The sequence below is a fragment of the Acrocarpospora sp. B8E8 genome, assembly GCF_039871605.1.
Classification (GTDB): Bacteria; Actinomycetota; Actinomycetes; order Streptosporangiales; family Streptosporangiaceae; genus Acrocarpospora; species Acrocarpospora macrocephala.
This window is the reverse complement of record NZ_JBDPLV010000006.1, coordinates 1-20,539: the sequence shown is the minus strand read 5'-3', so window position 1 is coordinate 20,539 and position 20,539 is coordinate 1. Positions and strand designations below refer to the sequence as shown.

The following is a 20,539-nucleotide window of genomic DNA, read 5'->3' as shown; positions in this document are numbered from 1 at the left end:
GGGCGTCCGGCAATCGCCCGCGACCTGGTAACGATCAAGCTTCTACGATGGCCGCATGCGCTTCTTCCCCCTCGTCGCCGCATGCGCGCTTTCTCTGCCGCTCTTTTCCGGTACGGCCAACGCCTACCCCGTAAAGGACCGCACCCTGACCCACAACAAGCTGTACCGCAGCGGCTTGATCACACCAACCGAATGCGCTTTCGACCCCATTCACCAGCGAAACAACGTCCCCGCCTCGAAGGTGTACGTGCAAAGCCTGCTGAAGTGCTTCAACACCATCTGGGCGGACCACGCGAAGAAAGCCCGCCTCCCGTTCGCCAAGGCCAGGGTCGCGTTCACCCTCAAGCCTCAGCGCTTCTGCGGCTCAGCCTGGGAAGCGGGTACCGCCGCCAGGTACTGCTACCGGGAACGCCGCTTCATGGTGCTGTTGGACAAGTCCGCGCTCAACGACCCGTGGAGCCTGGATCTGATGCACACCGTCGCCCATGAGTACGGCCACCACGTTCAACACCTCGGCGGAATGATCAAAGCCTCCCATGGTCTCCCGTCCCGGGGAAGGAGCGAGCTGAACGAACAGTCCCGCCGCCTCGAATTACAGGCCGAGTGCTTGAGTGGTGCCCTCATCAGCAGTATCTGGACCTCCGCGAAACGTTTCCCCAACGACTGGGAGAACCTCCTAGGCACAGCTCAGAGCGGCGGCGACGAATACCACAAGGTCCACGACCACGGTAAGGGCCGGAATATCGCCTATTGGCTCGACCGCGGCTTCCAGTCACTGTCCCTCTCGGAGTGCAACACCTGGACGGCTTCTTCGTCTAAGGTCGCCTGACACACCGGGGGTATTTGGTCGACGCCATGGCGTACAGAGGGAGGGCGAACAGCATGTGGACCACTGTCCGTCGGAATGATGGCACCCTTCTGGCGCCTTTCCACGTCGAGACTCCCGACGGCGGGCATGTCGATGGTGTGGTCGAACTCCGTCCCGGTGACCCTGGCTACGAGGAGCACGCCGCCCTCGCGATCCACGAAGAGGAGCTGCAAGGCGACCCGGAACAGGATGCCCTGCTCATCGCCAGATGGTCAGCTCGCTACGACGGATGGTGATGCCGCTCCTAGGACGAGGAGTGTCAAAAGCCCGGACCGCTACGCTCACCGCGGTGACGGTACAGGTCGCGTAGCGGTCTGGATGGTTGTCAGCCGCGGAGTGCGGCCATGTTGGTGTACGTCAGAGAAGGTCGACGGTCAGATCGGCCGGTAGTTCGCCGCCCAGGACGTCGATGGTCGCGCCGTCGCCGGTGACCGTGATCGTGCCCCAGCCGGTGCCGGCGACGAACGGGAACCTGCCGGGCCGCCGCCCGATCCGCAGCCGCCGGGTGGTGGCGTCGTAGCCGAAGCCGGTGTACGCGTCGAGCAGCGACCAGCCCGCCATCGCCCGCACGTAGTGGTCACCGCACTCGACCTCGTTGAACGGGTTGCGCCGGGTGCCGTCGTAGCGTTCCTGGATCGCCGTCACGATCCGCATGGCCTCGTCGTTGAGCCCTTCGTACAGGCAATGGGCGGCCACCTGGTACTCCACGCCGGTCCACACCTCGTCGCAGTAGCGCAACGGCACCTCCGGACGGCCCCCGTTCGGCCAGCCGCACACCACCAGGCCGGTCTCGTCGCCGTCGGCGAAGACCCGGTAGTCGTGCTCGCCGAACCCGGTGCGCAGGTTGTACCGCACGATCGCGGCGAGCGCCGCGCGTACCCGGTCCTCGGGCAGGAGGTAGCCGAGCCCGAGCTGGTGCGCCCACCACTGGCCGAGAAGCTGATCGGACAGGCAGCCCACGCCGAAGTCGTTGTCCTCGCCGGTCACCGGCTGGGCATAGTATTCGCCGTTCCACAGCAGCTTGTCGTAGCTGTCGCGGCCCGTCGCGAACCGGTCCGCGAAGGCCGGCGCGGCGGCCGGTTCGACCAGTTCGGCCATCGCGCGCATCGCCTGCAACGCGGCCAGCCACAGCCCGCCGACGAACATGTTCGGCCCGTGCAGGCTGATGTCGTAGGTGACCGGCTGGTCGCCGTGCAGCACCCCGTCGCCGTCGGAGTCCCAGGTTGTCGTGATGTGGTCCATCAGGCGGCGCAACGCCGGCCAGTGCCCGCGCAGCCAGTCGACGCCCGCGCCGTCCAGCACCGAGCGGTAGGTCTTGAGCACCGCGCCGAGCATGCCGTCCAGCGCCGGGCGTTCCGGGCCGCCGATCCGCACGTCGTGCAACTGCGGCAGGAACAGCGGCAGCTCCACCCGGTGCGGCAACGATCCGTCGGGCCCCTGCACGGACAGCTCCGTCTCGCGCATGCTGCGCCCCAGCTCGGGGAAGAGCCTGGCCAGGGCCTGCTCGTAGTTGAAGACGTGGTTGCAGTTGAGCGGGCAGGAGCCGCCGGCGTCGCCGTTCCAGTTGCGGGTGGAGGCGCCGAGCGCGCCCTCGAAACCGTAGGCGCGCCCGTCGGCCGTACGGAACAGGGTCGGCGAGCGCACCAGCGTGCCCTGGGCGGAGACCACCTCCCGCAGCGGTTCCGGCAGGTCGCTGTGGGCGACCGCGTCGGCCCACGCCCGCGAGGCGGTATCGAGGTGATCCCGGTCGGCGAGGTAGGCGTCCAGGACGTCCAGCGCGCCGCCGAACCGGCCGGCGTAGTGGTTGCCGACCCAGAACCTGCTCCGCCCGTACGACTGCGTGGGACCGAACCGGTCGAAATCCGCGTACCGGTTGGGGAACCACCATGCGTGCACGAAATCGATCGTGGTGGTCTCACCCGGACGCAGCGCGAACGCGACCGCCACGCCGGCGTCCCAGGTGTGCCCGGCCGGGCTCGGGCCCGCCGGAGCGCGCAACGGCGACACCCCGTCCGCGACCGCGTCGCGCAGGGCCGCGTCGCTGTAGTCACCCAGCTGGATCGGGGTCACCAGCTTCGCGGTCTCGACGAAACGCAGCATCGCCTCGGCGCTCATCGCGCGGGGCAGCGCCGCGGCCGGGCCGTCGGTCCACAGCAGCATCTCGCCGTACGCCGGATCGTCCTCGGCCAGGCCCGGATGATCCATCAGCACGCCGGTCTGGCCGGGACGGCGCAGCAGGCGGTTGACGTTGCCGCCGTAGCCCGCGCCGCGAGTGCCGTCGATCGGCGTGACCCCGTCCCAGCCGACCGCGTTCTGCAGCGTCCCGAGCAGCCAGCCGTGCCGGAACTCCGCGCTGGTGTTGCGCACCGTGAAGCGATACCGCACCAGCGGCAGCGCGCTGGCGTCCGGATCGAGCGGCACGAACGGCGTGAACGCCGAGAGCGACACCGCGACCGGCAGCTCTTCGTCCAGGTAGGACACCTCGGCGAAGGGATAGGCGGCCCGGAACTCCGTGCCGGCCACGGTCGGCCAGGGCGGCAGGCGGTCGGCGTCGGGCACCTCGGCGTCGGACACGTTCGGCGCCGGGCGCTCGTGCGGCGGCAGCGGCGCGGAACGCAGCAGCCGGACCACGTCGCCGGGCGGCTCGGTCGAGGAGACCCGCAGCGCGAAGAAGCTGTCGGGCAGGAAGCCGCGATGGTTGGCCACCCCGGACAGCTGCCACTGGCGCAGCGCGCCGTCGCCGCCGAGAGCCACGTGTCCGGTGCCGAAGCCGCCGAGCGGAAACGCGACCGCGCGCCGCGCCTCTCCCGTGTAACGCCTCACCGGCGCCTTCCCTTCGTAAAGCCAGGCTGAAGACCTTGATCGTGAAATCGGTTTCACAAACGTAGGGCGAGGTCACAGGAGGTGTCAAGTGCGGTTACGACGGAGGCCGGTTTCACGCCGGGTCGGTAATGTGGAGCTCTATGGCCACGATCTACGAGGTAGCGGCGCTCGCCGGAGTCTCTCCCGCGACCGTCTCGCGCGTCTTCAACGGGCTCACCGTCTCGGAGGAGAAACAGCGGCTCGTCCGCGACGCCGCCGCGCGGCTGGCCTTCACCCCGAACAAGACGGCCCGCCGGCTGCGCAAGCAGAGCTCGGAGATCATCGCCCTGCTCATCCCCGACATCGAGAACCCGTTCTACACGGCGCTCGCCCGCGGGGTCGAGGACCGCGCCCAGGAGTCGGGCTTCTCGGTCGTGCTCTGCAACACCGACGACAATCCCGGCAAGGAGCTGCGCTACCTGCAGATCGCCGCCTCCGAGCAGATGGCGGGCGTCATCCTGTCCCCGGCCTCGGATGAAGTCGATCTCGGCGCGATCGTGTCGCTGGGGCGCCCGGTCGTGGCCGTCGACCGTACGACGCCGTATCCGGTGGACGCCGTCAAGATCGACAACCGCGCCGCCGGGATCGCGGCCACCGCCGCCCTCTTCGACGCCGGGTATCGCAGGATCGCCTGCATCGCCGGCCCGGCCGGGATCGAGATGACCGAGGACCGCTTCCTCGGCTGGCGGCAGGTCGTCGCCGCGCGCGGGACCGGCACGCACGAGGGCTACCTGCAGCACGCCAACTTCCGGGTGGAGGGCGGCCACGCGGCGATGAAGGCCCTGCTCGCCCTCGACACCCCGCCGGACGCGGTCGTGACCACCAACAACCTGATGGCCATCGGCGCTTTACAGGCGATCGCGGAGGCGGGGATCCCGCCGGAGACGTTCGGCCTCGCCGCCGTCGGCGAGCTGCCCTTCATGGTGCTGGCCCCCGCCACCGTGGTGCAGGTCCGGCTTCCGGCCCGCTACCTGGGCAGGACCGCCGCCACGATGCTGCTCGACCGCATCGGCGGCGACACCCAGCCGCTCCGCACCGTGGTGCTGCGCGCGGAGGTTAGCCCTCCGGTGCCGCCGGGCAAAGGCCTAGCCCTGTAATCGATGCCAGGACGTTATCTCCCTGATCAGAGGGCGTTCTGCTGACTTCTTGTTCGACTCTTGACGAAATCGATTTCTTAGACTTCACTGTGGCGCACCCCACAGCTGTTAGAGAGGGACGCAGGCCTATGAACATCCCCCAGCGCAAGGTCGCGCTGGCCTGCGCGGTCACCGCGCTGGCGGCGACCGCCCTTGCGGGTTGCGCAAGCGGCTCGGACACGCCGTCGTCGTCCGGCAACAAATCACTCGAAATCGTCTACTGGAACTACGGCCCCGCCGCCGAGAGCGGCAACAAGGCCACGGCAGACTCCTTCATGGCCTCGCACACCGATGTCAAGGTCACCCTCACCCCGGTCACCGGAGAGAACTGGGGCACCTACTACGCGAACGTCGCGACGCTCATCGCGTCCGGCAAGCGCCCCGACCTGATGGTCATCTCCGGCGAGGGCGCCCAGTTCGTGCACGCCAACAACCTCGTCCAGCCGATCAACGCCTACCTCGACAAGGACGCCGGCGCGAAGGCGATCGTCGACGACATCGCCAAGGGCCTCATCGACGGATTCACCGTCAAGGGCGACGTCGTCACGCTCACCTACGGCTGGAACGACATGGTCGTCTACTACAACACCGACGTCTTCAAGAAGGCCGGTGTCGAACCGCCGAGCGCCGACTGGACCTGGGACGACTTCAAGGCCACCGCCAAGAAGCTCACCGCCGACACCAACAACGACGGCAAACCCGACCAGTACGGCTTCACCTGGGCCAGCAACGAGATCTTCCCCGGCATCATGCCCTGGGTCGCCAACGCCGGCGGCAACCTCACCAGCGACGACGTCTGCACGGCCACGGCCGACACACCCCAGGTCAACAAGGCCGTGACCTTCCTCAACGACCTGATCAAAGAGGGGATCGCCCCGGCCCCGATGCCGATGAGCGATGTCTTCACCCGCTTCCAGAACGGCCAGGTCGCCATGTTCGGCGCGGGCCGGTGGCCGATCGCCACCTTCCTCCCGGCGGGGTTCAAGGCGTTCGACATCCAGCTCTACCCTAAGGGCGACACCTACAAGACGGTGTTCGGCGGCGCCGGGTACCCGATCCTCAAGTCGTCGCAGAACCCGGACCTCGCCTGGGAGTACCAGAAGTTCACGGTCAGCGACGAGATCGAGAAGCAGTACGTCGGGACCCCTGACAAGCCCGGCGACTCCATCCCGTCGCGCCGCTCGGTGGCGGAGACGATCTCCAAGGTCGGCGTTCCTCCCGCCAACTCCGACCTTTACTACAACAGCATCGACAAGTATCCGACGCTCGTGCCGTACCCCGCCCCGGCGAAGTACAGCACGTTCGAGTCGACCGTCCTCCGCCACCTGCAGCAGATCTTCGCGGCCGAGACCCCCGTCTCCGACGGCCTCAAGAGCCTGCAGAGTGAACTGAGCGGCATCGTCACCTGCTGAGTCCGACACGATCCCGCAAGGCAGATCATGACAACCAGTAGCACACTCCGGCCCGGGGCCGGCGACCACGCGGTCGCCGACCCCGGGCCACCGGCCCCGCGCACCCGAAGGGGAGACGGGCCGGCCGCGCTGGCGTTCCTGACGCCGTCGATCCTGATGTTCCTCGTCTTCGTCCTCGCCCCGACCGTGGGCGTGCTCGGGCTGAGCTTCTACAACTGGAACCTGCTCAGCGACGGCACGTTCGTCGGCCTCGACAACTTCGACCGGCTCCTGCACGACGAGCGGCTGCTCGGGGTCTACGGCTCGACGACCTACATGGCGCTCGCGATCCTCGCCGTCAACGTCGTCGCCGGGCTCCTGCTCGCGGTGCTGCTCGAAACGCGGATGCCCCGCTGGCTGCGCGGGTTCTTCCGCCTGTCCTTCCTGTTCCCCTTCGTCGTGTCGGCCTCCGCGGTGGCCCTGATCTGGCGTTTCCTGCTCAACAAGGACCTCGGCCTGGTCAACTACCTGCTCGGCCTGGTCCACATCGACCGGATCGACTGGCTCGGCTCCTCGGCCTTCGCCCCGGTGTCGGTCATCATCGTCAACTCCTGGAAGACGATCGGGTTCTCGATCCTCGTCTACATCGCCGGTTTGCAGTCGATCCCGAACCAGCTGCGGGAGGCGGCCATCGTGGACGGCGCCTCCGCTTGGACCAGGTTCTGGCGGATCACGTTCCCGCTGCTCTCGCCGACCATCTTCTTCCTCGTGGTGATCAACACCATCAACTCCTTCCAGATCTTCGCCGAGCCGCGCGTGCTCACCCAGGGCGGCCCGGGCGACTCCAGCCGCACGATCGTGGAATACCTCTACGACCGGGCGTTCGGGGACTTCGACCTCGGCTACGCCTCCGCGATCGGCATCACCTTCGCGCTCGTCCTCGTCGTGCTCACCGCCATCCAGTTCTGGTTCTCGCGCAGATGGACGCACTACTCATGAGCACCCGCCTCCGCCCCGGGCACCTGGCCGCCCGCGTCCTGACCTTCCTGGTCCTGGCCGTCGCGGCCGTCGCCATCACCGCGCCGTTCCTGTGGATCTTCCGTGGCGCCTTCTCCGGCTCCGACGCGGAGCTGTACCGCCTGCCGCCGACCTTCGACGCCCAGAACCTCACGGTGCGCAACTTCGGGCTGGTCGCCGAGCAGGTGCCGTACTTCCGGTTCTTCCTGAACTCGATCATCGTGTCGGGCACGGTCACCGCCGCGCAGCTGATCACCTGCTCGACGGCCGCGTACGCCTTCGCCCGGCTGCACTTCTGCGGCAAGAACGTGCTGTTCGCCGTCGTCATCGGGTCGCTCATGATCCCGATCCAGGTCACGATCGTCCCGCTCTTCCTGGTCATGTCGAAGATCGGTCTGACCAACACGCTGTGGGCGCTCATCCTGCCCGGCATCTTCAGCGCGTTCGGGATCTTCCTGCTGCGCCAGCACTTCCTGTCGCTGCCCCGCGAGCTGGAGGAGGCCGCGAAGATCGACGGCGCGGGCCGGTTCCGCACCTTCGCCCGGGTCATCCTGCCGCTGTCCGGGCCGTCGATCGCGACGCTCGGCATCCTGTGCTTCACCTACTGGTGGAACGACCTGCTGCTGCCGCTGGTGATGATCAGCGACACCGAGCGCCAGACGCTCCCGGTCGGCCTCGTCCTGCTCGCCGGCCGGTTCTCCACCGGGTCCCTGGGCACCATCGCGGCGGGCATCGCGATGGCGATCGTCCCGGTCCTGGTCGTGTTCATCGCGGCGCAGCGGTACATCGTGCAGTCCATCGCGTCGAGCGGGCTGAAGCTCTGATGCGGGCCGGATCGCGCACCGCGACGCTGCCGTGGCTGGTCAAGCGCGGCGTGCTCGCGTGCTGGCACGAGCTGCCTCGCTGCCTCGCCGCGGGTGTGTTCGGCCTCGCTTCGGCGGCCCCGCTGCTGGTGGCGATCCTCGCTGCGGCGCCGGACTGGATGCTCGCCGCGGCGACCGTGCCGCCCGCGCTCGCGCTGACCGGTCTGGCCCGGTTCGCCGCCGCTCTGGCGCGGGGCGACGGGCCGCGCCTGGCCTTGCTGCGCGAGATCGATCCTGCGCTCGCGCTGATGCTCGCGGCAGGTGTGTCGCTGGCCGGGTTCGGGCTGGCCTCGGGCGGAGCCGCCGCGCTGGCCGCCACCCTGGGCGCCGCCGGGCTGCTGCTCGTCTTCCCGTACGCGCTCGTCTACGGCGCGCTTCGCGGGCGGTACGGCCTGCGCGCCTTGCGGGGCGGGGCCATCCTGGTCGCGTACCGGCCGAGCTGGGCGTTCACGCTCGTCGGCCTGGGCTGGCTGGGCGGCTTCGCGGTCGCGGCCTCCACCGGCGTCCTGGCCGTCGTGGTCCTGCCGCTGCTGCTCGCGATCACGGCCACCCAGACGCTCGCGCTTCTTGGCGAGATCGACGAACTCCAGGGTTCGCGGCAATGACCCCAGGCGGGACCGGATGGCCGACGCGAAGGTGACGATCTACCAGGTGGCCGCCCGCGCCGGAGTCTCCGCGGCCACCGTGAGCCGGGTGATGAACGGGGCGCGGGTCTCGCCGGAGTCCGAACGGCGCGTGCGCGCCGCCGCCGCGGAGCTGGCCTTCACGCCCAACCGGACCGCCCGGCGGTTGCGCCGTCAGTACTCGGAGGTCATCGCGCTGATCATCCCGGACATCGAGAACCCGTTCTTCACCGCGCTCGCCCGGGGTGTGGAGAACAGGGCCCGGGCGGGGGGATTCTCGGTCGTGTTGTGCAACACCGACGACGATCCGGCGCGCGAGTCGACGTACATGGACATCGCGATCGCGGAGCACATGGCCGGGGTCATCCTGGCTCCGGCCGACGCCACCAGCGACGTGAGCAGGCTCATCGCCCACCGGCGTCCCGTCGTCGCCGTCGACCGGAGCCTGAACCGGGCCGACATCGACGCCGTCACCGTCGACAACCGGGCCGGCGGGCTGTCGGCCGCGGAGTCGCTGTTCGCCGCCGGGTTCTCGCGGGTGGCCTGCATCACCGGGCCCAGCTCGGTCGAGACCGCCCAGCTCCGCATGGAGGGCTGGCAGCAGGCCAGCCGCGACCGCCACGGCGCGGGCGACGACGAGCTGCTGCGCCATGACGAGCTGCTGCGCTACGCCGACTACCGCGTCGACGGCGGCCGCGCCGCCATGGCGGAGCTGCTCGCGCTCCGCGAGCCGCCGGACGCCGCGGTCGTCGCCAACAACCTGATGGCCGCCGGAGCGATCGAGGCGCTGCACGACGCGGGGCTCGCGCCGCCCGGGTTCGGCCTCGCCGTCTTCGGCGACCTGCCGTTCGCGTCCTTCGGGCGGCGGGGCATCCGCGTCGTCGACCTGCCCGCCAGGAAGCTCGGCGAGGCGGCGGCGGGCCTGCTGCTCGACCGCATCGCCGGTGACGACGGCCCCGCGCGGACCGTGGTCCTGCGCGCCGATCGCAGATCAAGGGAGAAGCAGTGAAATTCTTTCTGGGCGTCGACATCGGCACGTCGAGCAGCAAGGGCGTGCTGGTGGACGAAACCGGGCGGCTGCTGGCCTCCGCCGTACGCGAACACGAGGTCAGCCGACCGCGCCCCGGCCACGTCGAGATGGACGGCGAGCTGTGGTGGACCGAGTTCCGCGAGCTCGCCGCCGAGCTGACCGCCGGAGCCGAGATCGCGGCGGTGGGTGTCAGCGGCATGGGACCGTGCGTGCTGCTGACGGACGAGGACGGCCTGCCGCTGCGTCCGGCGATCCTGTACGGCGTCGACACCCGAGCGGCCACGCAGATCGAGGACCTCACCGCCGAGTTCGGCGGCCCGGAGGCGATCCTCGACCGGTGCGGCTCCGTCCTGTCCTCGCAGGCCGTCGGGCCGAAACTCCGGTGGCTCGCCGAGAACGAACCGGCCACCTGGAGCCGCGCCCGCCGCCTGTTCATGCCCGCGTCGTGGCTCGCGTATCGCCTCACCGGGGCGTACACCCTGGACTACCACTCGGCGAGCCAGTGCACGCCGATGTTCGACATCCGCGCCGTCGACTGGCACCGGCCGTGGGCCGGGCACATCGCGCCGCAGCTGGAGCTACCGGCGCTCGCCTGGTCCGACGAGATCGCCGGGACGACCCGCGAGCCGGTCGCGGGCATTGCCGCCGGCACGCCCGTCATCACCGGCTCGATCGACGCGTGGACCGAGGCCGTGAGCGTCGACGCCCAGAACCCGGGCGACCTCATGCTGATGTACGGCACGACCATGTTCCTGATCGCCACCGTCGAACGGCCGCTCAGGACGCCGTCCATGTGGGGCACGGTCGGCGCGTTCCGCGGCTCGCACAACCTCGCGGGCGGCATGGCGACCTCCGGCGCCCTCACGACCTGGCTGCGCGACCTCGTCGGCGCGCCCGACTACGCCACCCTCCTCGCCGAGGCGGAAGAGTCCGGGCCGGGCGCGCACGGCCTGCTCGTCCTGCCGTACTTCGCGGGCGAGCGCACACCCTTGCAGGACCCGGACGCCCGCGGCGTCATCGCCGGTCTGACCCTCAGCCACACCAGGGGCGACCTCTACCGGGCCGCGCTGGAGGCGACCGCCCTCGGCGTACGCCACAACATCGAGGCGCTCCACGCCGCGGGCGCGCACGTCGAACGCGTGGTCGCGGTCGGCGGCGGCACGCGCGGCGGGCTGTGGACGCGCATCGTCAGCGACGTCACCGGCCTGCCCCAGGTCATCCCGGCCACGACCATCGGGGCGGCCTACGGCGCCGCCTACCTCGCGGCGCGCACGCTCGTCTCGGCCGCCATCACCGACTGGAACCCACCCGCGGAGACGATCATCCCGAATCCCTCGCTGCGATCCGGCTACGACGAGCTGTACGCGATGTACCGCGAGCTCTATCCGGCCACCAGAACCATCGCCCACACGCTCGCGGCCCGGGAACGGATGCTCGCGTAACCCTCGGAGGAAAGACCATGGACAGCTACACCCTCCCCGCTCCGGCCAGCCGCCCGGCCTCGTCGCCGAACACGGCCTATCTCATCGCCAGCGGAGACCTGCGGCCCACCGCCAACCTGGCGGGCTGGCCCACCCAGGTGCGGATGGAGGCCGACCTCACGGCCGCCTTCGCCGAACTGGGCTGGGCGGTGCTGCGGGCGAACCCGGTCGACCCGGCCACCGGCCACGGCTTCATCTCCAGCCAGCGCATGGGGCTGGAGGTGTTCAAGAACATCCCCGTCGACGCGCCGCTCATCGTCGCCGAGGCCGTCTGGCAGTACAGCCACCACGTGCTCGCCGGGCTGCGCACGCACCAGGGCCCGATCCTCACCGTCGCGAACTTCGCGGGCGACTGGCCCGGCCTCGTCGGCCTGCTCGGCCTCAACGCCGGGATGGCGAAGATGGGCGTCGAGTACTCGACGATCTGGAGCGTCGACTTCACCGACGACTGGTTCAAGGCGGGCATCAAGAGCTGGGTGCAGAACGGGACCATCGCCCATGACCTGTCGCATGTCCGGGACCTGCCCGCCCTGCCCGAGAGCCCGGAACGCGCCCTCGGCCGCGCGCTCGCCCGGCAACTCCTCGCCGACAAGGCCATCATCGGCGTCTTCGACGAGGGCTGCATGGGCATGTACAACGCGATCATCGACGACGAGCTGCTCAACCCGATCGGCATCTACAAGGAGCGGCTCTCCCAGAGCGCGCTCTGGGCCGAGATGCAGACCGTGTCCGACCAGGAGGCGGACGCCATCGGCGCCTGGCTCGTCGCCAAGGGCATGACATTCCGCCTCGGCACGGACGAAGCCACCGAACTTACCCCCGCGCAGCTGCGCTGGCAGTACAAGATGTACATCGCCGCGCTGCGCATCAGCGACGACTTCGGCCTGGACGCCGTGGGAATCCAGTACCAGCAGGGCTTGAAGGACCTCTCGCCCGCCTCCGACCTCGCCGAGGGCATCCTCAACAACGTCGACCGCCCGCCGGTGACCTCGCGTGACGGGGCGCGGGTGCTGTGGGACGGGCAGGCCCTGCCCCACTTCAACGAGGCCGACGAGGGGGTCGCGGTCGACGCGCTCGTGACCAACCGCATCTGGACGGCCATGGGCCTCGACCCGGCGACCACCCTCCACGACGTGCGCTGGGGCGAGGAATACGACGGCCGGTTCGTCTGGGTCTTCGAGATCTCCGGTTCGGTGCCCCCTTCGCACTTCGCCGACGGATACGCGGGCGCGGTCGGCTGGCGGCAGGACCCCGTCTACTTCCCGCTCGGCGGATCGACCATCAAGGGCGTCTGCAAGCCCGGCGAGATCGTCTGGAGCCGGGTCTTCGTACAGGGCGGCGCGCTCCACGTCGACCTGGGCCGCGCCTCGGCGATATCGCTGCCCGACGAGGAGACCGAACGCCGCTCGTTGGCGACCACGCCCGCCTGGCCCATCATGCACGCCGTCTTCCACGGCGTCAGCCGCGACCAGTTCATGGCCCGCCACAAGGCCAACCACCTCAACGTCGCGTACGCCCCTGACGCGGAGACGGCCGACAAGGCACTCGTCACCAAGGCCGCACTCTTCGCCGAACTCGGCGTCACCGTCCATCTGTGCGGCGAAACACACCTGACCTGATCTTCAGGGTGGGGCTCTCACGTTGGGGCCCCACCCTGTCGCGACTTCTCCCAGCGTGCTGGACAGTGGTCTCATGACACGTGCCGTGCTGGTGTTCCTCGGCGCAGGGTCCATGATGCGTTGATCACGATTGCTGCGTGGTTGGACAGTAGTGGGAGGGCCTTCTGGAGGGTGAAGAACACTCCTTTGAAGTTGATGTCCACCATGTGGTCGAAATCGGCCTCGGTGATCTCGCCGTTTGGCTGGAATGAGGCGATGCCCGCGTTGGCGAAGATCACATCCAAGCGGCCGTACCGGCTTCGGATCGCGGCTGTCAGCGCGTCCAGGTCGGGGAGGCTCGCCGTGTCGCCGCGCATGGCCAGGACGCGGTCCCCGCTGTCCAGGTCTTCGACTGCGGCGTCCAGCCTGGTTTTGTCGCGCCCGGTGTGAGCCGCGCCCGGCGCGTACGCGGAAAGTCGCGGAGCTGCTCGCGCCGACGCCGTGCCACCGCGGGGGATTCGCTGGTCATACGCCATAGTAGCTATCGGGTGACGGCCTGCGGTCCGTCGAGGTAGTAGACCTCCTCCCGTACGATCCGCCCGCCGGACACCGTGTAGAGCGACATCTTCGAGGTGCTCTCGCGCCGCCCGGTTCGCTGGTCGGTCTCGTCGAAGGTGAACTTGACGGCGAACCGGTCACCCGCCAGGAACGGCCCGTCGACGTCGACGCCGTGGATGTCGTAGCCCGCCGTCAGCAGCCGGGCATTTTCCATGATCGCTCGCAGGCCGGTCAGCTCTTCCGCGCCCTCCAGCGGCGCCACACGCACCACGTCCTGCGACAGCAGCGCCAGGGCCTCCTCCATCGATCCCTGCCGGAACGTCCCGACATAAGCGTTGGCGACATCCGCGGAGTTCCGGAAGGCGGGCGCGTGGTCGCGGGCCCACTCCCGGAACGTACGGGCCGGTCGGCCGGTCAGCTCCGCCACGGTGAAGGTGACCAGCTCCGGCTCGTCGACGATGCTGGCCCAATATCCGAGTGCCTGGTCCACGAAAGTCGGATCTCCCCAGGCGGCGATCATCTGCTCGCGGGCCTCCTCGGGCGGCTGCTCGTCGAAGCGCAGGCTCCGCCCGATCACCTCGCCGATGACGCGCACCTGCTCTGCCTGAGTGAGCACCTCCGGGCCGGTGAGCACGTACCGCCGACCGGCGTGCCCGTCCTCGGTCAGCGCCAGCGCCGCCACGGCGGCGATGTCGGCCTCGTGGATCAGCGACCGGGCCGCGCCCGCGTACGGCGCCCGCACCACGCCCGTGCCGCGGATCTCACCGGCCCAGCCCAGGGTGTTGGTGGCGAACCCGCCGGCCCGGAGGAACGTCCACTGCGTTCCGGCGTGTTCGATCAGCTGCTCCACCTCGCCCCAGACCCCGTTCTCCGTGCGGTCATCGCGTACGGAAAAGGCGGAAAGGTAGACCACGTGGCGCGCGTGCCTGGCGATCGCGTCCACGACGGGCCGCGCTCCCTCCGCCGTGAGGAAAGGCCACAGCAGGAACACCGAGTCCACACCCTCGAGCGCCGCGTCGAGGGAACCCGGATCGGTCAGGTCGCCGCGTACCACCTCGACCTCGTCCGGCAGGCCGGCCGAGCGGGGGTCCCGGGCGAGCGCGCGCGGCGTGACACCCGCCTCGGCCAGCATGGCGACCAGGCGCCTGCCCACGTTGCCGGTTGCTCCCGTGACCAGCACCTTCTTGTTCAGATCAGTCATGCTGGCCATGTTCGGACTTAAACATATGTTTAAGTCAACCTCTAGGCTCTGATATGTGAGCACCGTGCCCTGGAACACCAAGGAACTGACCATCGGCGAGCTCGCCGAGCGCAGCGGCGTGCCCGCGTCGGCGTTGCGCTTCTACGAGCGCCAGGGGCTCATTCGCAGCCGCCGTACGTCCGGAAACCAGCGCCGCTACCACCGGACGACGCTGCGCGTGGTGGCCTTCATCCGCGCCTCGCAGAACGTGGGCATCCCGCTCGCGGTGATCGGCGAGGTCCTGGGCTTCCTGCCCGAAGGCGCCACCCCGACCCGGGAGTTCTGGGTACGGGCGTCCGACTGCTGGCGCGAGGAGCTCAACGCCCGGATCGAACGGCTGGAACGCATGCGCGACCTGTTCACCGAGTGCATCGGCTGCGGCTGCCTGTCGTTCGAGCAGTGCCTGCTGGTCAACCCGGGGGACCGGCTCGGCGAGAAGGGCAGCGGGCCGCACCGCCTCAGCTCAGGAGCCCCCGCTTAGGCTGCGTCGAGCGCTGCCGCTCTCCTGGGGGATGTAGCGGGCGCGCATGCCCGGGCCGGCGGCCGGGCCGGCGGTGAAGACGTACGTCCGGCTGTCCTCCAGGCGGCGGCCGGTCTTGGCGTCGACGACCACCGGCTCGACCTCTTCGCCGGTGGCGGCGTCGATCAGGATCATGCTGCGCTGTCCCGGGGCGAGGCGGGCGTTGCCCCAGGCCGCCATGGCGACGATGACCGGCCGCAGGGATCGGCCCAGCTCGGTCAGGACGTACTCGTGGCGCACCGGGTTGGTCTGGTACGGGCGGCGTTCCAGCAACCCGTCGGCCACGAGGGTCTTCAGGCGGGCGGTGAGCATGCTGGAGGAGATGCCCAAATTCTCCTGGAACTGGTCGAAGCGGGTGTAGCCGTCGAAGGCGTCGTGCAGGAGCAGCAGGGTCCACCACTCGCCGACATGCTCGATCGTGGTCGACAGCGGGCATTCGCGGTCCTGTGGTCTGGTGCGCCCTGTCATGCCGCTCCCTCGTTACTGCTATTATCGAAGCTACTTACTTCTATTTTAGCAGTAGGTACGTTGATGGAATACCCTTTCTGATCTCCGAAGGAGACGTCATGCCCATCGCCCTCGACGCGCTTCCCGGCACCATCTCCGGCTTCCTGATCGCGCACCGCGTCCGCGACACCGCCGCCGAACTCGCGCACTTCACCCCTGACGCCACCGTGGTCGACGACGGCCGTACCCACACCGGCGTCGGCGCCATCGAGACATGGATGAACCACGCGGCCAGCGAATACACCTTCACCACCACACCGATCGCCGCCGAGCGGACCGGCGACCGCCACTACACCGTCACCCAGCATCTGGAGGGCGACTTCCCCGGCGGCACCGTGGATCTTCACTACCGCTTCACCCTGCGCGGCGCCCTCATCGAGCACCTCGTCATCGAGCCCTGAAGGCCGGCGGTCCGGGAATCCCTCTTCGCCCACGCAAGGATGTACATGAAGACCTGGTTCATCACCGGAGGCACCCCCGGCGGGTTCGGGATGGCCTTCGCCGACGCCGCGCTCGAGGAGGGCGACCGTGTCGTAGTGACCGCCCGCAGGCCCGCGGAACTGCGGGCCTGGGCCGAGACCCACGGTGACCGGGTGCTCGTGCTCCCGCTCGACGTCACCGACACCCAGCAGATCCACCGGGCCGTCTCGGCCGCGGAGGCACGCTTCGGCGGTATCGACGTGCTGGTCAACAACGCCGGCCGCGGCTGGTACGGCTCGGTGGAGGGCATGGACGACGCCGCGGTGCGCAACCTGTTCGAGCTCAACTTCTTCGCGGTCCTGGCGGTCACCCGCGCCGTACTCCCTGGCATGCGCGCCCGGCGCAGCGGTTGGATCGTCAACATGTCCTCGGTCGCGGGCCTGGCCGGAGTCCTCGGTTTCGGCCACTACACCGCGGCCAAACACGCGATCGAAGGAATGACGGACGTGCTGCGGCAGGAGGTGGCGCAGCTGGGCATCAAGGTGCTGGCCGTGGAACCGGGAGCCTTCCGCACCCAGGCCTACGCGGGCTTCGCTGACGAGCCGGTGAAGGAGACCATCGAGGACTACCAGGAGATGCTGCGAACCGTCCGTGCCGCCATGGTGGACCAGGACGGCAAACAGCCCGGCGACCCCCGCCTCGGCGCGCGGGCCGTCATCGCTGCGATCAACCGGGACGACCCGCCTCACCGGCTCGTACTCGGCAGCGGCGGGTACGACAGGGTCATCGACAAGCTCGAAACGACGCTCACCGAAATCCGCGCCCACGAGGCCGTCTCACGCGGCTCGGACTTCCCGCCCGGCCACTGAAGCTCAGAGAACGTACGTGATCGAAGGGAAGTACCTGTTCGAGCGGCTTATGCCGGAACGCCCCTGGGTCACTGCTCACCCGATCGGGTTGCCTGTGGGGTCGGTGGAAGGATGCTCCCTCATCGCCGCGAATTCCGCCTCCAGGGCCGCGATGAGGATGGGCAGGTCGGGGACGTGGGTGGCGTCGGCGGCGATCGTGACGGTCAGAGCGTCGGCGTAAGACAGGACGGTGAAGGCGATGGTCACGTTTCCCCGTACCAGGGAGATCGGGATGAGTGTGCGGATCGTGGCGCCGGCGAGGGTCAGCGGCTGTTCGGGGCCGCGCAGGTTGCTGACGACGGTGTGGATCAGACGCTGGTGGTTGAGCATCCAGCGCAGCGTGTGCAGGCGGGCGGAGATCCGGTTCACGCTGGCGACCAGTTCGGCGGAAGCTCCCGTTCTTGCCGCCGCTTTGCCGGCTCGGGTGATCGCCGCCGTCCGCTCCAGGCGGTGTGCCAGGGTGCCGGCGGTGGGCAGGCTGATCGGCAGGACGCCGACCTGGTTGCCGAGTTGGGCGATGGTGGCCAACGGTCGTGCCGACACCGGGATGGACACCACCAGCGCCGGTAGGGTCTCCTCGCGGCTGTGCAGCAGCGCCCGGATGGCGCCGGTGACGGCGGTCAGGACGGCGTCGTTGACGGTGCCGCCATGGGCGTGCGCGGTTCGCCGGACTTCTTGGAGGGGCGCGGTGACCACGGCCACCCGCTGGTGTGGGCCGGTGGGCCGGTTCAGGGAACTGCGGGCCGCCCGTGGGAGGGCCCGCAGGTCCGTGACGGCGCGCCTGACATACTGCCAGGTACGCGGTGCGCGGGCGAGCGCACGCAGACGAGCGGCCCAGGCGTCGGAGGCGAGCCTGCGATAGGGCGGCAGGCGCTGCGGGAAGGAGTCCGGCGGTGGGGGCGGGGTTACGCCGTCGGCCAGTCCGGCCAGGATGGCCAGGCCTCCCATGCCGTCGGTGAGCACGTGGTGGAAGCAGGCGATCAGTGCGATCTGGTGATCCGGCAGGCCGGTCACCAGCCGCATCGACCACAGTGGCCGGGACGCCGGCAGCGGCTGGCTGAGCATCTGCGTGGCGAGGTCGAGCAGCGTGTTCTGGTCGCCGGGCGGTGGGCAGCGGGTGACTCGCAGGTGATGGTCGATGTCGAAGGACGGGTCCTCGATCCAGATGGGGCGGCCGCCGCCCACGGGTGTGGGGACCAGTCGGTGGCGCAGCCGCGGGATCGCCTGGACGCGCTGGGCGATCAGCCGCTGCGCGAGCGCCACGTCGAAACCCGGCTTGGTGTCCAGGATCAGGCAGGCTCCGGCCTGCATGGGGACCGGCCCGACATCGACCGCGAGGTTGACCAGGTCGGTGCCGCTGGCGCGGTCGATTTTCGCGTGTGTCACAGCCCGTGCTCCTCACACCCGTACGCGTTCCCAGCCTGGCCCGGCCGCACGCCGCTCGCCATGAGGCGGAGGTCATCATCAGTGGTGCCATTGGTCGGCTCGCCGAGAAAGGCGTTCAGGCCGGTGATCCTCGGGTTTCGGTTGCCCGCGCCAGGTGGAGGCCGAAGGACGCGGGCAATGGGACGTACGTCCCTCGCATCCGCCCGCTGCCGGCTGTTTGGCTGGGAACGGCGAGCCGCCACCGCGTGGTCGCCATCGATACGCCGTCCCCACCGGGGGAGTGGCGATCGACATTCCGTCCCAGGGGAGGACACAATGATCAGATCTCTCGTCAAGGCGGGCGTGGCAGCCGGCGCGATCACCGCTACGTACGCGCTGTTCCTGCGCAAATGGAGCCTCACCTGGGGTGCGACCCCGGAGGAGATAGGGCGCGAACTACCAGGAGACGAACTTCTGCCGCCGCCCTGCCTGATCTCCACCCGTGCCGTCACCATCGGGGCGACCACGGACGCCGTCTGGCCATGGCTGGTCCAAATGGGCAGCGGGCGCGCGGGAGCGTACACCTATGACTGGATCGAGAACCTGCTCGGCCTGAACATGCACAGCGCCGACAAGATCCTTCCCGAGTACCAGGATCTCAAGGTCGGCGACAAGCTCCCGCTGGGGGACAAGGGACCGGTCATGTGCGCCGAGATCGTGGAACCTGGCCGGGCGCTGGTCTTCAGGTCCGGCGACGGCACCTGGGTGTGGGCCTTCATCCTCCTCGCCCAGGGCAAGACGACGCGCCTGATCAGCCGCAACCGCATCTCCACTCCGGACGCGGCACCGTCCGCCAAGCTGCTCAACCTGCTGATCGTCGAACCGGGCAGCCTCATCATGGAGCGCAAGATGTTGCTCGGCATCCGCGACCGGGCGGAACGAACCACACCGGAGGGTACGGGCGTTCAGTCACCGGCGCCTGCCGCTGATGCCATCCGCCCCCTGGCTCCTGAGCTACCTCATTAGGGCCGGCTTGTGGACTTCGTCCGTACCGCTATGTGGCTCACGGCCTGCACCCGGCCACGGGTCGCCCTGGTGAAGGCGAGCCAGGCCGCCCGGCGGATGTCCTCGATCACCACGTCGTCGGGATCGTTGAGCAGCGAGACATAGATGTGCACGGTGCCCTCGACGTCGAGCAGCCGGACATCAGGGGTCTCTCCGAGTCGTCGTGCGATGGGCGCCACCGCCTCGATGACCGCTCGGCGGACGACTGGGCCGGTGGGCGCCACCGCCTTCGCACACGCCGCGAGGAGCTCATCCTGCTCGCACACCTCCACAGCTTCCTCGGCGAGGGTGGATCCCGTGGGCGGGCGACCGGCGATCAGGAGTGGCGTGCCGGTGCGCACCGCGCACATCGCTCCCGCCTCCCGCATGGTGAACGGCCCGGAAGCCGGTCTGATGTCCACCACCAGATCCACCTCACCAGGTCTCAGCGGGCAACGGCCGCCGACCGCCAGCCCGATGCAGGGCGCGGGCCCTACATCGGCGCCGGCCGGATGGCAGAACACGACGTTGTGGCCGTCGAGTGCCAGCATCGCCCCTGGGACCGTTCCGGCCGCCGGAACGGATTCCGTGACGAGGACTTTCATGGACGCCACCCTGCCCGGCCACGGGCGCGCCACGTCAGGGGCTGAAGTCCTTTGCCGCAGGCCAAGAGTCCATTTCCCGAAACCGAGCTACCAACCCCCATCTTTCCCATTAATACAGAGCGGATCGGTTTAAATCATCCGGCGCTTATCGTCTTCGACTTGAACGTCCAGATAATGACGCCTCCCGCGCCCAGGCGTGCGGGGCAGGGCCGAAGGAATTCTCACCTTGTGAGGCCGAGGGCGATGAGCGGGTTGTGGAAGTCGTCGCGCGCCCAGCGGGTGCCTTCGGCGATGTCGGTGAAGTTCAGCAGGCGTAGCGCGCCGATCGCGTGGCTACGCATGGTGGCGCGCCGATCGCGTGGCTACGCATGGTGGCGCGCCGATCGCGTGGCTACGCATGGTGGCGCGCCGATCGCGTGGCTACGCATGGTGGCCAGGATCGACCCTTCACGCGCTGTCTCAGGATCGGAGAACTTCCTCAGTCCTGGGTTCCTGGCCTGGGT

At 69.2% G+C, this 20,539-nt stretch carries 20 protein-coding genes; 14 read left to right on the top strand and 6 right to left on the bottom strand.

Going from position 1 to position 20,539, the window contains the following annotated elements:
* Positions 1-55: 55 nt before the first annotated feature.
* Positions 56-829 (top strand): neutral zinc metallopeptidase, encoded by a 774-nt coding sequence (locus tag ABGB08_RS07555; protein WP_347587716.1) that lies wholly within the window; start codon positions 56-58, stop codon positions 827-829.
* A gap of 53 nt (positions 830-882) precedes the next feature.
* Complete coding sequence (locus tag ABGB08_RS07550) at positions 883-1,104, top strand: hypothetical protein (RefSeq protein WP_347587714.1); 222 nt, start codon at positions 883-885, stop codon at positions 1,102-1,104.
* A gap of 121 nt (positions 1,105-1,225) precedes the next feature.
* On the opposite strand, the gene ABGB08_RS07545 is transcribed toward ABGB08_RS07550, so the two are convergent.
* A complete protein-coding gene (locus ABGB08_RS07545) occupies positions 1,226-3,691 on the bottom strand; it encodes a GH116 family glycosyl hydrolase (protein WP_347587712.1) in 2,466 nt (821 codons plus the stop codon).
* A gap of 140 nt (positions 3,692-3,831) precedes the next feature.
* On the opposite strand from ABGB08_RS07545, the gene ABGB08_RS07540 reads away from it, so the two are divergent.
* The 8 genes from ABGB08_RS07540 to ABGB08_RS07505 all read left to right on the top strand — a co-directional run bounded on the left by ABGB08_RS07540 (position 3,832) and on the right by ABGB08_RS07505 (position 12,890).
* Positions 3,832-4,827: a LacI family DNA-binding transcriptional regulator gene (locus ABGB08_RS07540; protein ID WP_155353429.1), complete on the top strand. Its 996-nt coding sequence runs from the start codon at positions 3,832-3,834 to the stop codon at positions 4,825-4,827.
* A 128-nt stretch (positions 4,828-4,955) separates the two neighbouring features.
* Positions 4,956-6,278 (top strand): sugar ABC transporter substrate-binding protein, encoded by a 1,323-nt coding sequence (locus ABGB08_RS07535; protein WP_347587709.1) that lies wholly within the window; start codon positions 4,956-4,958, stop codon positions 6,276-6,278.
* A gap of 27 nt (positions 6,279-6,305) precedes the next feature.
* Positions 6,306-7,256 carry a sugar ABC transporter permease gene (locus ABGB08_RS07530; protein ID WP_347587707.1) on the top strand — a complete coding sequence of 317 codons (951 nt, stop codon included), beginning with the start codon at positions 6,306-6,308 and terminating at the stop codon, positions 7,254-7,256.
* Positions 7,253-8,098 (top strand): carbohydrate ABC transporter permease, encoded by an 846-nt coding sequence (locus ABGB08_RS07525; protein WP_347587705.1) that lies wholly within the window; start codon positions 7,253-7,255, stop codon positions 8,096-8,098. Before ABGB08_RS07530 ends, ABGB08_RS07525 begins: the two co-directional genes overlap by 4 nt.
* Complete coding sequence (locus ABGB08_RS07520) at positions 8,098-8,742, top strand: hypothetical protein (RefSeq protein ID WP_347587703.1); 645 nt, start codon at positions 8,098-8,100, stop codon at positions 8,740-8,742. Before ABGB08_RS07525 ends, ABGB08_RS07520 begins: the two co-directional genes overlap by 1 nt.
* A gap of 16 nt (positions 8,743-8,758) precedes the next feature.
* Positions 8,759-9,769, top strand: a complete 1,011-nt coding sequence (locus ABGB08_RS07515) for a LacI family DNA-binding transcriptional regulator (RefSeq protein ID WP_347587701.1) — start codon at positions 8,759-8,761, stop codon at positions 9,767-9,769.
* Entirely contained in the window at positions 9,766-11,232 is a 1,467-nt protein-coding gene (locus ABGB08_RS07510; protein ID WP_347587699.1) for an FGGY family carbohydrate kinase, read from the top strand. The genes ABGB08_RS07515 and ABGB08_RS07510 overlap by 4 nt, the downstream gene beginning before the upstream one ends.
* Positions 11,233-11,249: 17 nt before the next feature.
* Entirely contained in the window at positions 11,250-12,890 is a 1,641-nt protein-coding gene (locus ABGB08_RS07505; RefSeq protein ID WP_347587697.1) for a hypothetical protein, read from the top strand.
* Between the two features lie 71 nt (positions 12,891-12,961).
* Here ABGB08_RS07505 and ABGB08_RS07500 read toward each other — a convergent pair whose 3' ends face one another.
* Positions 12,962-13,405: an SDR family NAD(P)-dependent oxidoreductase gene (locus tag ABGB08_RS07500; RefSeq protein WP_347587695.1), complete on the bottom strand. Its 444-nt coding sequence runs from the start codon at positions 13,403-13,405 to the stop codon at positions 12,962-12,964.
* A gap of 5 nt (positions 13,406-13,410) precedes the next feature.
* A complete protein-coding gene (locus tag ABGB08_RS07495) occupies positions 13,411-14,628 on the bottom strand; it encodes an NAD(P)H-binding protein (RefSeq protein ID WP_347587693.1) in 1,218 nt (405 codons plus the stop codon).
* Between the two features lie 55 nt (positions 14,629-14,683).
* Here ABGB08_RS07495 and soxR point away from each other — a divergent pair, with 55 nt between their 5' ends.
* Positions 14,684-15,148, top strand: coding sequence for a redox-sensitive transcriptional activator SoxR (gene soxR, locus ABGB08_RS07490; protein WP_347587691.1), 465 nt, complete (start codon positions 14,684-14,686; stop codon positions 15,146-15,148).
* On the opposite strand, the gene ABGB08_RS07485 is transcribed toward soxR, so the two are convergent.
* The gene (locus ABGB08_RS07485) at positions 15,131-15,655 is read right to left on the bottom strand and encodes a helix-turn-helix domain-containing protein (RefSeq protein ID WP_347587689.1); all 525 of its coding nucleotides are present in this window, start codon (positions 15,653-15,655) and stop codon (positions 15,131-15,133) included. The genes soxR and ABGB08_RS07485 overlap by 18 nt on opposite strands.
* Before the next feature lie 98 nt (positions 15,656-15,753).
* Here ABGB08_RS07485 and ABGB08_RS07480 point away from each other — a divergent pair, with 98 nt between their 5' ends.
* Together ABGB08_RS07480 and ABGB08_RS07475 are read left to right on the top strand one after the other, a co-directional pair.
* Positions 15,754-16,095 (top strand): nuclear transport factor 2 family protein, encoded by a 342-nt coding sequence (locus ABGB08_RS07480; RefSeq protein WP_347587687.1) that lies wholly within the window; start codon positions 15,754-15,756, stop codon positions 16,093-16,095.
* A 45-nt stretch (positions 16,096-16,140) separates the two neighbouring features.
* Positions 16,141-16,983, top strand: a complete 843-nt coding sequence (locus tag ABGB08_RS07475) for an oxidoreductase (protein WP_347587685.1) — start codon at positions 16,141-16,143, stop codon at positions 16,981-16,983.
* Positions 16,984-17,058: 75 nt separating this feature from the next.
* Here ABGB08_RS07475 and ABGB08_RS07470 read toward each other — a convergent pair whose 3' ends face one another.
* Positions 17,059-18,408 carry a wax ester/triacylglycerol synthase domain-containing protein gene (locus tag ABGB08_RS07470; protein WP_347587683.1) on the bottom strand — a complete coding sequence of 450 codons (1,350 nt, stop codon included), beginning with the start codon at positions 18,406-18,408 and terminating at the stop codon, positions 17,059-17,061.
* A gap of 315 nt (positions 18,409-18,723) precedes the next feature.
* On the opposite strand from ABGB08_RS07470, the gene ABGB08_RS07465 reads away from it, so the two are divergent.
* Positions 18,724-19,413, top strand: coding sequence for a hypothetical protein (locus ABGB08_RS07465; protein ID WP_347587681.1), 690 nt, complete (start codon positions 18,724-18,726; stop codon positions 19,411-19,413).
* Here ABGB08_RS07465 and ABGB08_RS07460 read toward each other — a convergent pair.
* Positions 19,410-20,036, bottom strand: a complete 627-nt coding sequence (locus ABGB08_RS07460) for a hypothetical protein (RefSeq protein ID WP_347587679.1) — start codon at positions 20,034-20,036, stop codon at positions 19,410-19,412. The genes ABGB08_RS07465 and ABGB08_RS07460 overlap by 4 nt on opposite strands.
* Positions 20,037-20,539 lie beyond the last annotated feature (503 nt).